Origin of the sequence: Gracilibacillus massiliensis (assembly GCF_001458115.1) — a bacterium.
Lineage (GTDB): Bacteria > Bacillota > Bacilli > Bacillales > Amphibacillaceae > Gracilibacillus > Gracilibacillus massiliensis.
On the sequence record NZ_CZRP01000013.1, the window covers coordinates 745,291 to 761,218 of the forward strand.

The following is a 15,928-nucleotide window of genomic DNA, read 5'->3' on the forward strand; positions in this document are numbered from 1 at the left end:
ACGTTTAGAACCGTGATTAAGAAATAACTCCCTTTTTCAATATAATATTGGCATACAAGGCTTTTTCGCCAGTAGCTATAATGGCATAAGCCTTCTTAGATCGCTCATAAAAAGCAAACCGTTCATCGTGATGAATTTTATCTCTTGCTATTTGATGTTTATTTAACAAGTCCTTATATGTTTGCCATATTTTTGGTTTATCTTCATTTTCTTCATCTACTACTTGCATCAATGTAACAGGATGTTCCACAAAAGTATCTACTGGAAACAATTCCAATATTGCGTCTAATAAATCAGGTATATTATGCCCATCACACCGAATTAAACGATTAGCATAATTTGCGGCAGGAAAATTACCATCTCCTATCACAATTTCGTCACCATGCCCCATTTCTTGAAGCGTTTTCAGTAAATCCGGAGGTAAAATACTAGGTATATTTTTCAGCAAATCCATTCACTCCTATTAACCATTTATATTTTTCTTGTTGATTTTCGTATTAGAATATCTGGAGGCAATATTATCTTTCTTTCTTTTTCAACATTTTTATGTTCAACTCTCTCCACAAGAAACTGCACACCGATTTTTCCTAACTCACTAGCCGGTTGAGCAGCTACTGTAAAGAATGGATCAAAATAAACCACAGGCTCTACTTCATCAAAACAAACTACGGAAATATCTTTTGGAACATTAAGACCAAGTTCTTTTAAAGCCCTGATAACACTAATAGCAATAAAGTTATTAGCAGCAAATATAGCTGTAGGACGCTTAGTTCCTTCAAGTTGTAATAGTTGTTGAACTATATTCTTTGTATTTCCAATTTGAACATTTTTATAGTCGATTTCTGAAATATAATGTTCATATATAGGCAAATCATTCAACTTTAAAGTCTCTAGGTAGCCACGCTGTCGATCTCGAGCTGTAGATACATTAGAGGGCCCATTAATAAGTGCTATATTTTGATGACCATACATTATTAAATGTTCAATTAATTTTCTACTACCATCATAGCTATCCCCTACGACATAATCACCTTCAAATTGTTCAATTGTTCGGTCTATCAATACTACAGGTATATCATGTTTCCTTAGACGGTCTATTTGGGAACTTGTTCTATCACTTGTAGGTGCAAGTAATACACCATCAACTCTTGCAGAAATCATCATATCAATATAATTAATTTCTTTTTCACTATCTTCATCGGTATTACTCATTAAAACACGATACCCCAAATCCAAAGCCGCATCTTCTGCACCTCTTGCAATTTTAGAAAAAAATGGGTTGGCTATATCCGTTAAAATCAACCCTAATGTTTTCGTTTTATTGGATGTTAAACTTCTAGCAGCTGAATTAGGTACATATCCTAACTCCTTAATTGCTTTTTCTACTTTTTTTCTAGTCGTCAATCGAATGTTTCCAGAGTTGTTAATAACTCTTGATACAGTCATTGGTGATACATTTGCTTTCTTTGCAATATCATAAATTGTAACCATTTTAGTCCCTCTTTTTTAAGTAAACTTTTAACAATTATTATGATACCGATATCATTTAGATATTGCAAAAGATTAAGACAATTCTTTATATAAATACATAAATAATTTCTGTATTCTGATGTTTACTACATAGATAGTTATTGTCATGAATACTTCTTAATTCATTCTTAAAACAATAACATCTTATAATCATAACGTGAGAATTGAAATAAAAGTTTTTATCTACTCAAATTAAATTTTCTAATGAAAATTTATCGATACTTTTTCTTTACACTGATTATTCCATGTAAAGAACATTAATTTTTTAGTAAAAGAAAAAGAGAACTTCTGTCTCCTTTTCTTTCACTATATTATGTTGTTAATCTTGAATTACCACCATTTCATGACCATCTATTTTAGGTATTTTCACATTTATATAATCATCTTCCTTTGAAAAGCTTAACTTTTCTTTAGATGGCGCTAAATATACACTTTCAGGAATATTCTCTGTTTTAATTTTAATAGAATGATCATGCAATGGAATAATATCCTCTATTATATCTAAATTTTCAGCTCTTCTTTGATGTATATAATGTAAAATATGAATGATTCTCCTATTTTCATTAGGTTGTTCCATAATTGATAGTTGTGCTGTAGAAGGTAAATCCGTAATAATCATTGGCTCTTTTATAAGACTGTTAATACCCTCATCTACAATTTCTTTGTAAATTCTGTTCCCATGAATTCGATAGGCTTTAAACAATGGGTGAGCTAAATATACAATATTTTCTGTTTTTATTATGGAAGGATAGTTAGATTCTTTATCTACTGGCGTATGGAAATGTGAAATATAATGTTCCCAACTTCTATTGAAATAAGGATTTGATACATTCCCTACAATATCTAGTTTTCCATTAAAATGATTATTTTGAGTGACCTTACTTCCTTTCTCATAAACGACAAAATCAGTATTTGAATCTTTTAATGTAATGAAATCTGGCGAATAATCTAAATCTCCTTGATAATCAGCACCAAAATTAATAGAAAATTGACCATTTTCATTCAATCCGGAGCGATGGGATAATATTAATTTACCACCTTGTGCTAAATAATTATTGATTTTATTTGTTAATTTTTCATCAAAAATGATGTGATCAGGAACAATTATTAATGCTAATTTTGAAAAATCTGATTCTTCATCTAAAACTCTGAATGGACGTTGTAATTCTAACATCATCCTCATTGCACCTTCATCGCTAAAGTTTGCTTCTGTATCATTATTATGTGCTATCCCTTTTGAATCAATCGATGTGAGTATTCCTATTTCATCAATTGATACTACATCATCACACCATTCTTCTTTTTCTTCTATTTGTTTATACACATTCCCTATTAGGTCATACGCTTTTTCATCTAGTTTACCTCTTGGGTGTAATTGGTCGCCTATACTACATTTGGCTCCATTTGCAAGCATAGAAAAGCATTCATATTCTAATGCTGCTTGATTTTTCAAACTTCCGAAATCTCCCCACATCTTATGAAATTTTCCGGTCATTCCAAGCATTTCCTTGTTAAACGTCTTATAATATGCACTGAATAATGGAAAATGGTTATAACCCCAAATACCTGATGGTAGGGATTCAATTTCTATATGGGTCATCAAATCTAGTTCAGGTCTAATACCTCGTTCTACATTTGAATCTACACGTATTCTACCATTGTAAAAAATCGGCAAATCAGGTTTAATAGAGTTAACCACTTTTGTCATTCTCTCCATAAATTTACGTTCTACGATCAAACTATGCTTAGTTAAATCATTATCATTTTCTGGATCTAATCCAATTTCTTGCATAGAGTTGAGACAATGTCTACAGACACATCCTGGCCTTGTTTGCATCACAATATCAAAAAACACACCATCTATATCATATTTTTTTACAAATTCCTCTGTGTGTTTTTCTAAATGATCAATATATGGACTATTCATACATAATGATTTCCAAGCAGTTTCAGGTTCATCGTTATCATGATTACCTAAAGGTGGTCGTCCAACTAATTTACCTTCTCTATCAATTTGTCTCCAGTCAGCATTTTCAGCCGCTAATTCATCCCACACAACAGTAGTATAAGCCGGAACTTTTATACCTTCTTTATGGCAGACTTCAATCATCTCTCCTAATAGGTCTCTATTTAATGTAGGATGAATAGTCCCAACCTCAGTTGGATAATACGAATAACCGTGATGACATTTCGCAAAAACAGTCACTGAGTTAATATGACTCTTTTTCAATGTATTGACAAATTGATTAGCATCAAAGTCTACTCCTACGTCAGGTATTTTTGGTGATGTGTGAAAATCCAAATGAACTTGTCTAAATCTCATATTTTCCATGGTAGTTCCTCCATTTTCTTAATTAATATTCTGAATGTCTATTTTTATTTTACAAATTATCAATTATTGTTATCTTCCACCAAGACCGCTAGTAGCTATACCATCTGCTATAAATCGTTGTGCAAATAAGTAAAAGATAAACGATGGAATAGTAGTCATAGTTGCACCCGCCATTAGTAAATTCCATGCTGTTGAATATTGTCCATGAAAAGCTTGTAAACCTATAGGTAGTGTATATAAACTTTGATCATTTAGTATTATCAAAGGCCACAAGAAATTATTCCAATATGTTATGAATGTAAATACAGCTAAGGTAGCTAAGCCTGGTTTAATCATCGGAAGCAAAATTCGCCAATATACTTGAAAATGATTACAACCATCAATAATAGCCGCTTCGTCCACCTCATATGGAATAGTTAGGTAATTCTGTCTAAGTAAAAACGTTCCAAACGCTGTAAATGCAAATGGGATAATTAATGCTACATAACTGTCTGACCAGCCTAATTCTCTCATTAGTAGAAACATAGGTACTACTACTACTTGCTGGGGAACCATTAGGGTTGCTAAGTATCCGGCAAACATTGACTCTCTACCTCTAAAGCGCAACCGAGAAAAAGCATACGCTGACAAACTTGAAGTAACTAGTACGCCTAGAGTACCAAGAAGAGTGACTAACAAACTGTTAAATAGATATTGCCAGAAGGGAAAGAATTCAACTGCTCGGGAATAATTTTCAAATTGTAATTGTGATCCTATCCAACTACCGTTAGTTATTTCATTATCAGGTTTCAAAGATGTAGCTACCATCCAAATAAATGGTATAAAAACAATCGTACATGCAACTATCAAACCAGCTCTGTTTAAAAACCATAGAATTCTTTTCTTATTTTGTTTCATAATGCACCCACTTTTTCTGAAGTAACAATTGAATCAATGTCACCGTTAAGATTATCACAAACAATACTACAGCCAACGCTGCTCCATACCCCATTTGAAACCAATCAAATGCATTTTTATAGATATATAAACCTAACACTTCAGTAGCATAACCAGGTCCTCCGTTTGTCAATATAAAAACTTGATCAAAAATTTGAAAGGAAGTAATTAATGTCATTACGGTTCCAAATAGAATAGCAGGACTAATCGTTGGTAAAGAAATTCTAATAAACCTTGTTAAAGGCTTTGCCCCATCGATAGAAGCCGCTTCTAATAGAGTTTGAGGTATTCCTTTCAATGCTGCTAAAAATATCAGCATGTTATATCCAAATTGTTGCCATACACACATAATTATTAAAGCAAACATAGCGTAATCAGAATTCCCCAACCAATTGACACCCTCAAACCCAATTAATTCCAACAAGTTATTAATTAAACCTACCTGAGGTTCATACATAAATTGCCAGATCAAGGCGATAGCAACTGGAGGGACTAAAACAGGTAAAAATAAAATAGCTCTATAGACACCAATCCCTTTTATTTTTTGATTGAGCCATGCAGCGAATATTAACGCAACTAGCAAATTTAAACTAACATACACAACCGTAAAAAAAATTGTATTTAATAGCACTCTTATAAAATTATTATCATTGGTAAATAAATCTATATAATTTTGCAAACCCACAAATTTAGGGTCGGATAACAAAGACCATTCAAATAAACTTAATACAAATACTGCCATTATAGGGAATAATGTAAAAATCAAAAAACCTGAAAGATTAGGTAATAAGAATAGAAACGCTGTTCTACCATGATTTGTTTTGGATAATTTTTTATAAGTGTTTTTTGAATCACTTTTATTTTTTTTTACATTTGCCATTTATCCCCCTCCTCATTTGTTATGAAAGTATAGAACTCTTAAAAGAGTTCTATACTTTCTTTTTTATTCTTCAATAGCTTCTAACTCTTCTTGAAGTGCTTCCATACCTTCTTCAGCATCTACCATACCATTCATTATTGGTACTAAATTAGATGTGAATATATCTTGCGCTCTATTCCAAGTATTTGTAATTTCAAAAGGCACAGAGTTTTCACTTGCATAATCTAAAGAGGCTTTAAATTCTTCGGGTACATTTTCATAGAATGAGTCTACAGCTGATGTCCTTGCAGGATAAGCTCTCCCCATGCTAGCCAAGTTATTTAGTGATTTAGAGTTCGTAAGATATTTAACAGCTTTATATGCTTCTTCAGGATATTCGGTATCATTAGAAACACCAAAACCAGAACCAGCTGATACTGTTACTGAGCCATTACTACCCTCCGGTACCGGAACAACGCCATAGTCAAAGTCTGTTTCATCTAAAAACCATAAAATGTTCCAAGGTCCATCTAGCAACATACCTATGTCACCATTCAACCATTGTTCAGCTTGCCAATTTCCAGCAGCTTGTGAAACTAATTCTGGTGCTTGTCCATTAGCAACATATTCTGACAAATGATTCATTGTTTCAATTGTATTTTCTCCATTCATTTTATATCCGCCATCTTCATCTAAATATTCTCCGCTATTAGAATAGATATATGGAATATAATATTCTAAATTTGTATTATTCATTATCACACCGTAATCTTCTTCTTTTGATAACTGTTCAATTGTTGTATCAAAATCATCCATTGTCCAACCTGGATCAGGATAAGAAACCCCATGTTTATCAAATAAATCTTTATTGTAATATAAAAGGTATGGCCCAACATCATAAGGTAAAGCAGCAACCGCATCTTCATAATGCATATTTTCTAATATTGAAGGATCAAAATCTTCAATATTTATTTCTTCATCATTTTCAATAAATTCATCTAACGGATGTAAGACAGCTCCAAATCCAGGCATCCTTAAACTTTGCATTGAAATAATATCAGGTGCTTCATTACTTGCCACCATTGTTTGTAATCTTGTCCAATAATCATTAAATGATAGAGTATTTAATTCCACAACAATATTCGGATATTCTTCATTAATTTCATTTGCCATATCCTCCCAAACCTGAGCTTCACTCTCGTTATCCGCCCACATCATCCATTCAAGAGTAACAGTCTCTTCACTATCATCCCCCGAATCATTTGAAGCGTTTTCATTATTAGAATCACTTTGTTCTTCACCACTGTTATCGCTATCATTACAGGCTGTCAAATAAAAAACACACATCAAAATAATTGCAAACATCAAAAATTTCTTTAAATTCATTATTAACACCCCTTAAAATTATTCTACACATCTAGATGCATTTTTTGTTAGCGCTAACATTATATTAGCATCTTATAAAAACAAAAGCAATACTTTTCTCAAGGTTTTTTAAGACCTAATAAATAAGAATCCTCGATTACAGAGAATAAACAACAAGAAAATGTTTCGAGTCAAAGTTTCACCTTACTATATAATACGGTTATCGGTAACATTTATAAAGTTGTTTTAGTATAAATAATTAAGTTTAGATTCAAAATAAAAAAATGTTTAAAATTAATATTTTCACTTTTTAGGTATAGGAGCTTTCGAAGCAGTCAATTGTTATTAAATCAGTAAAGCGAACCAATAGATAATCTATTGGTTCGCCGCTAAAAACATTGATCTAATTTCCGAAACTTTGATTCAGAGTTATACATTTTCAAACAATTACTATTTTTATTAGCTTCCTATGTTTACAATTAATTTATATTCGATCGACTTTATTGTTTTATGTATTCACCATTTGAATATCTTATTTTAACTAAAATCGTAAAATAACAAAGATTCATCTGTAATCTAAAAGAAGAGAAGGCTAGGTATTATATAACCAAAGTCTCATCTTTTGAAAATATAAGCATGTCATATCCCTGCTTTTTCTCGTATATAATTTCGAGCAATAAGTGCATACTCAAAAGGATTTGCCTTTACAGGATCTTGCTCAGCTTCTACTATAAACCATCCCTTGTAATCGCCATCAGATAACACATTAAAAGCAGTTGTAAAATCATAAGACCCATCCCCAGGAACAGTAAAAACTCCTGCTTTGACAGCTTCTAAAAAACTTAATTGATCTTTGCGAACAGTCTTGGCTACCGAATCGCGCACATCTTTTAAATGAACATGCTTAATTCGATCAATATATTTTTTCAAAACAGCCACAGGATCCTCTCCGGAAAAGTAAAGATGCCCCGTGTCAAACAGTAGATAAACCAGTTGTTCATCTGTAGTTTCCATTAATTTATCTATTTCATCCACAGTTTGTACACCCGTCCCCATATGGTGATGATAGACCAGTTTCATTCCTTTTTCTTTCGCTAATGCTCCTAATTTGTTTAAACCATCCGCTAATTTCCGCCATTCCTCTTCATTAAACTCTGGTTTATCTTCAAATAACGGCGTGTCTATATTACCCTGAATGCTCTTTCCTTGTTCGGAGACAACAATAACTTGTGCACCCATTTCAGATAGGAAGTCACGATGTTCGATAAATGCACTTTCCGTTTCTGTATAAGGTTTTGTCGTTAGAAAGGCACTGAACCAGGCACTAGCTATTGACAATCCTCTTAATTGAAGGGCTTTCTTTAACTCAGCAACATTGTTCGGATATTTATTGCCGACTTCTGTTCCCGAGAATCCTGAAAGTGCCATTTCACTTACGCATTGTTCAAATGTGATCTCACCACCCAATTCAGGCATGTCATCATTTGTCCATCCAATCGGTGCAATTCCTAATTGAATAAGTTCTTTCGATAGCATAAGCCCACTCCTTTTTCAGTTAAATTTCATTCATATCAACAGTGCGTTTCTCTACCCATGCTTTTTTAGCGGCAATTGCCAACTTTTGAGCCGCTAATCCATCTTCACCTGTACAAGATAATGATGTATCAGCTAGAATGGCTTGAGCGAATTCTTCAATTTCTTTCTCAAAAGCAACTTTATACCTGTCTAAGAAAAAGTATTTCGGATGATCAATGGTAACCGCTTCATTTGTTGCTATTTGTACATTTGACTTACGCTCATTTTCCGCAAGCAACAAACCATTTTCCCCAAATACTTCTATTCGTTGGTCATAACCATATACTGCTTTTCTACTATTATCAATTGTTGCCAATGTACCATCTTCAAATGTAAGAGTTATAATAGCAGTGTCCACATCATTATATTTTTCAAATACACGATCCACTAAATTACTAGCAACAACTGAAACAGATTTCACTTCACTGTTTGACAAAAAACGCACCATATCAAAATCATGAATCGTCATATCGAAAAACATGCCACCTGAGGACTTAATATATGCTTCATTTGGTGGTTCTGGATCCCGTGAAGTAATTTTGATCATATGGGTATTACCGATTTTCCCATCATTTATTAACTGATGAATTTTACTGAAATGTGTATCAAAGCGACGATTAAAACCAATCTGCAATTTAACGCCAGCTTCTTTTACTTTGTGTAATGCTTTTTCTGTTTCTTCTAAACTAAAACTAATCGGTTTTTCACAAAAGATGTGCTTACCTGCATCGGCACATTCTGAAATATAATGACAATGCGTATCTGTAGATGAACAAATAAAGATAGCATCAATTTCTGGATCGTTTATTAAAACAGAGACATCCTCTGTTATCACTGGTACATACTTTTCCAAATTAGTTCCCTTTAAATGTGAAATATTAATATCACAAATTCCTTTTAATTCTATTTGAGAGGAGCGCAGGATATTATTCGCATGTAATTGTCCTATTCTTCCCGCTCCGATGATTCCAACCTTAACATTCCGCATATGCATACTCCTTTACTTTACTCATATGGAATTATTATTTACAAATGAAAGAAAGCGTTTTATTTCTTTTTCTAAGCGATAAATCTCAAATACTTTTTTTAATAATCTACCTCTTTTCATTAGAAGAACTAAGGTATACTACACTCTGTTGCTCGAACCAAACAATCTCATTTTCTCTTGTACAACCTGTGTGATCGCATCCATACCGGGTCCTAATATATCAGGCGGACTAAATAATTTTGGATCATCGGTTAAGAGCTTTCGTAATGTTTCTGCCCATGCTTTATTCGATTCTGTGTTGACATTTATCTTGGCATGTCCATACTCGATTGCTTGAACAATTTGGTGATCTGGTATGCCTGATCCACCGTGTAAGGCTAGCGGAATATCTGTCCCTTCCGATATTTCCTTCATCAAATCAAAGGCAAATTTCGGTTCTCCTTTATATTCACCGTGTACAGAACCTAATGCTGCTGCTAACGCATCAACTTTTGTTTCCTCAACGATTCGAAAACATTCATCAGGATCTGCATATTTGATGCCACCTACTACACCATCTTCTGTTCCACCAACCGATCCTATTTCTGCTTCTACTGAAACACCAAATTTCTTTGCATAATCCACGACCTCTTGCGTCATTTTGATATTTTCGTCTATCGAGTATTTTGAACCATCGATCATCACCGAACTGTAACCAGCATCAATTGCTCGTTTACACTGTTCCACCGTAAATCCATGGTCTAAATGGAGAGCGACTGGAACGGTAATTTGCATTTCTTCTACTATCTTTCTAGTAGTGCTGGCGATCAGCTTCAATCCGCCAAGATATTCTACAATTCGATCGGTAGAAGCTATAATCACAGGCGACCGCTCTTTTTCCGCAGCTCGAAGGATCGCTGTCACCCACTGAAAGCTGTTAATATTAAACTGTCCTACCGCATAGTGATTTTTCTTGGCTTCTACTATCATGTCTTTCATTGAGACAAGCATATTATCACAACTCTTTTCCGTCTTTGCATATCTTTAGTATTGTTTTGCAACTTGATCGAGAACTTTCTTACGTTCGTCTGATGCCTTTGTCACCTTATCATCATTAGCTACTTCTGCAACACCGACATTCCACCAGCTTTCATATCCATCTGTCATCGTTTTCGGCAGAACCTTCATTTCGATCAGCGTTGACTGTGTTTGGCGTTTGGCATCCTGAATCGCTTCTTTTAATTCTTCTACATTATGAGCACGATAGACTTTTGCACCGTATGCTTCACCGATTTTTGCATAATCAATGTTTAAAATTTCATTATTGGAATTACGGAATTCGGTCTGGTAACTGCCACTGCCATTGGACATCTGTAAATTATTGATACAACCAAACCCAGCATTATCAAAAAGCATGACATTGATCTTTTTGTTATATTGAATCGCGGTTACGAATTCCGAGTGTAATAAAAGAAAACTGCCATCCCCAACCATCGAATAAACCTCTTTATCTTGCTCCGCTAATTTGGCTCCTAAGGCACCGGAAACTTCATAGCCCATACAGGAATAGCCATACTCAACATTATAGGTGTTAGGCGCCTTCGCTTCCCACATTCGCTGCATGTCTCCGGGTAGTGACCCTGAGGAAGTAACGACGATACTATCAGGATCGATCGTCTGATTAATGGTTGCTAAGGCAGCGGTTTGGGTCAAATTAGATTGAAAAGCTTCGGCATACTCATTTAATATTTCTTGAGTAAAATGACCTTTCACTTCTGGATCAAAGGAATCCTTATTAAATGCAACACTTCCTAGACGAGCAAGCTCTTGGTTCCATTCAGTTTTCCATTCTTTTATCTGCTCTTTAAATTCGGATTGATAGCCATTTAAGCCAAGTAGAATTTTCTCAAGTGTGGCCTTGGCATCTGCTACGACTTGGAAACCATCTAACTTATATGCTTGCATTCTACTAACATTAATATTTAAAAATTTGGCCTCTTCAAAATTAAAAGCCGTTTTGGAAGAAGTAGAGAAATCTGTATATCTCGTACCGACACCGATGATTAAATCAGCTTGCTTAGCCGCTTTATTGGCAGCAAGCGTACCTGTTACACCTAGACCACCTAAATTATTTTCAAAAGTAGATTCCACTGTTGCTTTACCTGCTTGCGTTTCGACTAATGGAATATGATATTGCTCCGAAAGCTTCATTAAGAGTTCTCTCGCTTCGGAATATTTAGCACCACCGCCAATTAAAATGATCGGCTTTTTGCTCGATTTTATTAGCTCGATTGCGCCTGCTAATTCACGCGATGTCGGTTCTTTGCGATCAAGATAATGAACTCTTTTTTCAAAAAAGGATGCATCATAGTCATAGGCTTCACCTTCGACATCTTGAGCGATTGAAATCGTGACAGGTCCAGCTTTAGCAGGGTCTGTCAATACGTCAAAGGCACGAATCATACTTGACATTAATTGCTCTGGACGAACGACACGATCCCAATAACGAGAGACTGCTTTTAAGGCATCATTTGTCGTAATGTTCGAACTGTCTTCATGCTCAACTTGTTGCAACACTGGATCTGGTTGTTTAGAAGCAAAGGTGTCACCAGGTAAAAATAATACGGGAATATTATTTGCCAAAGCAGTACCCGCTGCCGCCGTTAAATTTGCTGAACCGGGACCAATCGACGTTGTCACCGCAAATATTTTTTGACGTAATTTTTGTTTACTGTAGGCAATTGCCGCATGTGCCATTCCCTGTTCATTCTTACCTTGATAAATGCTTAATTGATTGGCTTCTTGTTCGAGCGCCTGACCGATACCGAGAACATTACCATGGCCAAAAATAGTAAAGACGCCTTCGACAAACGGAAATTCTTCACCATCCACATGGATATATTGATTATTTAAAAAACGAACCAAAGCTTGTGCGGTAGTAAGTCGAATTGTTTTACTCATAGCACTACTTCCTTTCAACCGATTGATCTTTGATTAATTGTTCAATTTCAGCTACAGTTGGCATTGCTTCAGAGGAGCTATGTTTACTGACAACTATTGCTGCCGAGGCACCACCAAATTTAAGCGCTGTTTCGATATCCTTGCCATTCATCAGCGCATATAAGAAAGCAGACGCATAGGAATCACCTGCACCAAACGTTTTCAACACTTGTGTTTTATATGCTTTGCCATGATGAACAGTTCCATCTTTTTCATAGGCATACGAGCCATCGACACCATGTTTGATAACGACTAATTCTGCATGATGCTGAAATAAATAGTTAACGGTATCTTGATTATTGCCGTTTGCTTCTCTATTTTCCATCACATCATATTCATCTCTCGTAGCTACTACGATATCCGCCTGCTCTGCAATAGCCGAATAATAAATCGCGACTTCTTCTTGTGACTTCCATGTGTATGGACGATAATCCAGTTCAAAGATCACTTTCACATCATTTTTACGAGCAAGACTTACCGCTTTAAAAACGGCTTCCCGTGATGGACTTTTCGCCAATGCTGTACCTGATACAAGCAAGACCTTAGCTTGTTTGATGTAGTTCTCATCCACTTCTGCTGGATCTAAATATAAATCTGCAACATTATCACGGTACATTAAGATACTACACTCTTCAGGACTTAGGATCTCGGTAAATGCAAGTCCCGCTTTACGTCCTTCTGTATCAAATACCATATTCGTGGTGTCGACACCTTTTTCCGACATATATTGTTTAATAAAATTCCCGTGTTGATCTTCAGGGATTTTTCCAATAAAACCTGTTTTTAATCCTAATTTTGCACTGCCGATCGCAATATTAGCAGGAGACCCGCCAACATATTTGGTAAATGTCATCGTCTCTTCCATCGGTCGGTGGTATTCATTCGCATTAAGGTCGATACAAGCACGACCGATTGCAATAATGTCGTACGCTTTATCTGCATTAAATGTAATCGCCATCATTATTGACTCCTTTTATTGTTAGTTTCGATCAATAATCCATTCATGATCTGCTTCATTATGAAACTTCCAAACTCGTTTTGGTCCTGCCATCACGTTCAAATAATAGGAAGTATATCCATCCGGCACCCCGACAGGATGATAACCTGAAGGTACGATGACAACATTTTTATTTTCAACAGCCATCGTTTCATCGATACTTCTGTCTTCTGTATAAACTCTTTGGAAAACAAAACCTTGAGAAGGATTCATTTCATGATAATAGGTTTCTTCTAGTAATGATTCATTTGGTAGATTATCTTGGTCATGCTTGTGTGGAGGATAGCTGGACCAATTTCCAGACTCCGTGAACACTTCTACAACCAAGACACTATTTGCAGTCGGATCAAAGTCAGGTAAGATATTATGCACAAGACGTTGATTGTTATATTTTCCACGTTTCTCGATTTCGATATCTTCCGCTTTAATCAAACACGTTGGTAACGAATTCTCAGAAGGTGCATAGCAGAAAGCAACTCGAGCATCGGTATCCGCTTTAACTTCGAGTATTTTATCATTTGAAATATATACACTATCTGTTGGAACCATTTCAAAAACACTTTCTCTTCTTCCGATTTCGGCAAAAGTTTCTTCACCATCCGAAACGGTAATCTTTCCTGTTAAAGCAACGATACAGCATTCTAAATCGCTAAGACTTTCCGTTAGAGTCGCACCAGCCTTCATTTCAACTGTTTTAAACGATACATATTGCAAATTGGAATTCGCTTTTGTTACTTCATGTAGAAGTGTAATACCGTCAATTGTCTGATCATTTGGTTTTCTTAGTAATTCTGTCACACTAAAACCTCCATATTCGGAATCAGCTTGCACGAGATCTTAATAATCTGTGCAAGCTACTATTTTATTCAAAATCTGGTTCAGGATAACGAGCTGTCACTACTTTTTTACGTGTATAAAAATCAATACTGTCTTTTCCATTCGCATGCAATGTACCAAAGAAAGAGGACTTCCAGCCTGAGAATGGGAAAAACGCCATTGGTGCTGGTACACCTAAATTAACGCCAATCATCCCGGCATCAATATTTTCACGGAAATAACGAACAGATAATGCACTTGTCGTAAAGATACAAGCTCCATTAGCAAATTCGGATTGATTAGCCGTTTCCACTGCTTCTTTTAAGTTTTTCACTCTAATTACTGATAAAACAGGAGCAAAAATTTCATCTTGCCATATCGTCATATCTGTTTTTACATTTTCAAAAATAGTAGGTCCTACAAAAAAGCCATCATCCGGCTGTTCTTGTCGACCATCGCGAATTAATGTTGCGCCTTCTTCGACACCATTTTCAATATACTGCAGTGTTCGTTCCTTCGCCTCTTCTCGGATCACAGGACCCAAAAAGACACCATCATCAAGGCCATTACCCATTTTGATATTGTCAGCAGCTTCTTTTAATTTTGCTACAAATTCATCTGCAATGTCTTCTTCAACCGTTACAACGGCACATGCCATACAACGCTCACCTGCTGAACCAAAGGCTGCACTGATCACATCTCTAGCAGCAAGATCTAAATCCGCATCTTTGAGAACGGTTGTGTGGTTTTTCGCACCTGTTAATGCTTGGACTCTCTTGAGATTCTCGCTTCCTCGTTTATATACATATTCACCAACTGGTTTAGACCCAACAAATGATACAGCTTTTACAACCTGGTGATCTAAAATGCCATTTACGATATCGTGAGCACCATGAACGATATTAAATACACCTTTTGGCAGACCTGCTTTATCTAATAATTCCGCTAACTTCTCTGCTAAAAGTGGTGCTTTTTCGGATGGTTTTAAAATGAAGGCATTTCCGACTGCAATCGCCATCGGAAACATCCAGCATGGTACCATCATTGGGAAATTAAATGGTGAAATCCCACCTACAACACCGATCGGATAGCGGTAATTCGTCGCTTCAATATCTGTTGCAATCGATGCAAGTGAATCGCCCATAATTAATGACGGAGCACCACTGGCAAATTCAACATTTTCAATCCCACGCTGCACTTCTCCAAGTGCTTCTTTTTTGCTTTTACCATTCTCTTTGGTAATTAATTCTGCTAATTCTTCTGTATGATCTAGTAAAATGTTTTGATATTTAAATAGAATACGAGCCCGTTTTGAGACAGACACCTTTTTCCATTGTTCATATGCTTTCTGTGCAGATTGCGCTGCTTCTTCAAAATCTTCACTTGTTGAAATAGGTACTTCAGCGATCACTTCTTTTGTTGCAGGATTGTATACTTTTTCGTAGGTTTCTGTTTTGCTCGCAACCCATTCACCATTAATAAAATTTTTAAGTTTTCTAGCCATTATTCATCCTCCTATTTGCTTCACTACAAGCATTCGAAAAAAAGTTG

13 protein-coding genes are annotated in these 15,928 nt (G+C 35.4%); all 13 read right to left on the reverse strand.

The window, feature by feature from the left end; all coding sequences use genetic code 11:
* Window positions 1-16 precede the first annotated feature (16 nt).
* The 13 genes from BN3107_RS15545 to BN3107_RS15605 all read right to left on the reverse strand — a co-directional run bounded on the left by BN3107_RS15545 (window position 17) and on the right by BN3107_RS15605 (window position 15,881).
* Window positions 17-448 carry an RbsD/FucU family protein gene (locus BN3107_RS15545; RefSeq protein WP_058308541.1) on the reverse strand — a complete coding sequence of 144 codons (432 nt, stop codon included), beginning with the start codon at window positions 446-448 and terminating at the stop codon, window positions 17-19.
* A gap of 23 nt (window positions 449-471) precedes the next feature.
* Entirely contained in the window at window positions 472-1,491 is a 1,020-nt protein-coding gene (locus BN3107_RS15550; RefSeq protein ID WP_058308542.1) for a LacI family DNA-binding transcriptional regulator, read from the reverse strand.
* Between the two features lie 358 nt (window positions 1,492-1,849).
* Entirely contained in the window at window positions 1,850-3,862 is a 2,013-nt protein-coding gene (locus tag BN3107_RS15555) for an alpha-amylase family protein (RefSeq protein ID WP_058308543.1), read from the reverse strand.
* Window positions 3,863-3,931: 69 nt separating this feature from the next.
* The gene (locus BN3107_RS15560) at window positions 3,932-4,759 is read right to left on the reverse strand and encodes a carbohydrate ABC transporter permease (protein ID WP_058308544.1); all 828 of its coding nucleotides are present in this window, start codon (window positions 4,757-4,759) and stop codon (window positions 3,932-3,934) included.
* Entirely contained in the window at window positions 4,746-5,678 is a 933-nt protein-coding gene (locus BN3107_RS15565; RefSeq protein ID WP_058308545.1) for a carbohydrate ABC transporter permease, read from the reverse strand. The genes BN3107_RS15560 and BN3107_RS15565 overlap by 14 nt, the downstream gene beginning before the upstream one ends.
* Window positions 5,679-5,741: 63 nt before the next feature.
* Window positions 5,742-7,043: an ABC transporter substrate-binding protein gene (locus BN3107_RS15570; RefSeq protein WP_058308546.1), complete on the reverse strand. Its 1,302-nt coding sequence runs from the start codon at window positions 7,041-7,043 to the stop codon at window positions 5,742-5,744.
* 618 nt (window positions 7,044-7,661) lie between these two features.
* Complete coding sequence (gene iolE, locus BN3107_RS15575) at window positions 7,662-8,558, reverse strand: myo-inosose-2 dehydratase (protein ID WP_058308547.1); 897 nt, start codon at window positions 8,556-8,558, stop codon at window positions 7,662-7,664.
* Window positions 8,559-8,577: 19 nt separating this feature from the next.
* Complete coding sequence (gene iolG, locus BN3107_RS15580) at window positions 8,578-9,585, reverse strand: inositol 2-dehydrogenase (RefSeq protein ID WP_058308548.1); 1,008 nt, start codon at window positions 9,583-9,585, stop codon at window positions 8,578-8,580.
* A 138-nt stretch (window positions 9,586-9,723) separates the two neighbouring features.
* Window positions 9,724-10,575, reverse strand: coding sequence for a class II fructose-1,6-bisphosphate aldolase (fba, locus tag BN3107_RS15585; RefSeq protein ID WP_058308549.1), 852 nt, complete (start codon window positions 10,573-10,575; stop codon window positions 9,724-9,726).
* Window positions 10,576-10,608: 33 nt separating this feature from the next.
* Window positions 10,609-12,525: a 3D-(3,5/4)-trihydroxycyclohexane-1,2-dione acylhydrolase (decyclizing) gene (gene iolD / locus BN3107_RS15590; protein ID WP_058308550.1), complete on the reverse strand. Its 1,917-nt coding sequence runs from the start codon at window positions 12,523-12,525 to the stop codon at window positions 10,609-10,611.
* A gap of 4 nt (window positions 12,526-12,529) precedes the next feature.
* Window positions 12,530-13,522 (reverse strand): 5-dehydro-2-deoxygluconokinase, encoded by a 993-nt coding sequence (gene iolC / locus BN3107_RS15595; protein ID WP_058308551.1) that lies wholly within the window; start codon window positions 13,520-13,522, stop codon window positions 12,530-12,532.
* 21 nt (window positions 13,523-13,543) lie between these two features.
* Window positions 13,544-14,359, reverse strand: a complete 816-nt coding sequence (iolB, locus tag BN3107_RS15600; protein ID WP_058308552.1) for a 5-deoxy-glucuronate isomerase — start codon at window positions 14,357-14,359, stop codon at window positions 13,544-13,546.
* A gap of 64 nt (window positions 14,360-14,423) precedes the next feature.
* Window positions 14,424-15,881 (reverse strand): CoA-acylating methylmalonate-semialdehyde dehydrogenase, encoded by a 1,458-nt coding sequence (locus tag BN3107_RS15605; RefSeq protein ID WP_058308553.1) that lies wholly within the window; start codon window positions 15,879-15,881, stop codon window positions 14,424-14,426.
* Between the last annotated feature and the right edge of the window lie 47 nt (window positions 15,882-15,928).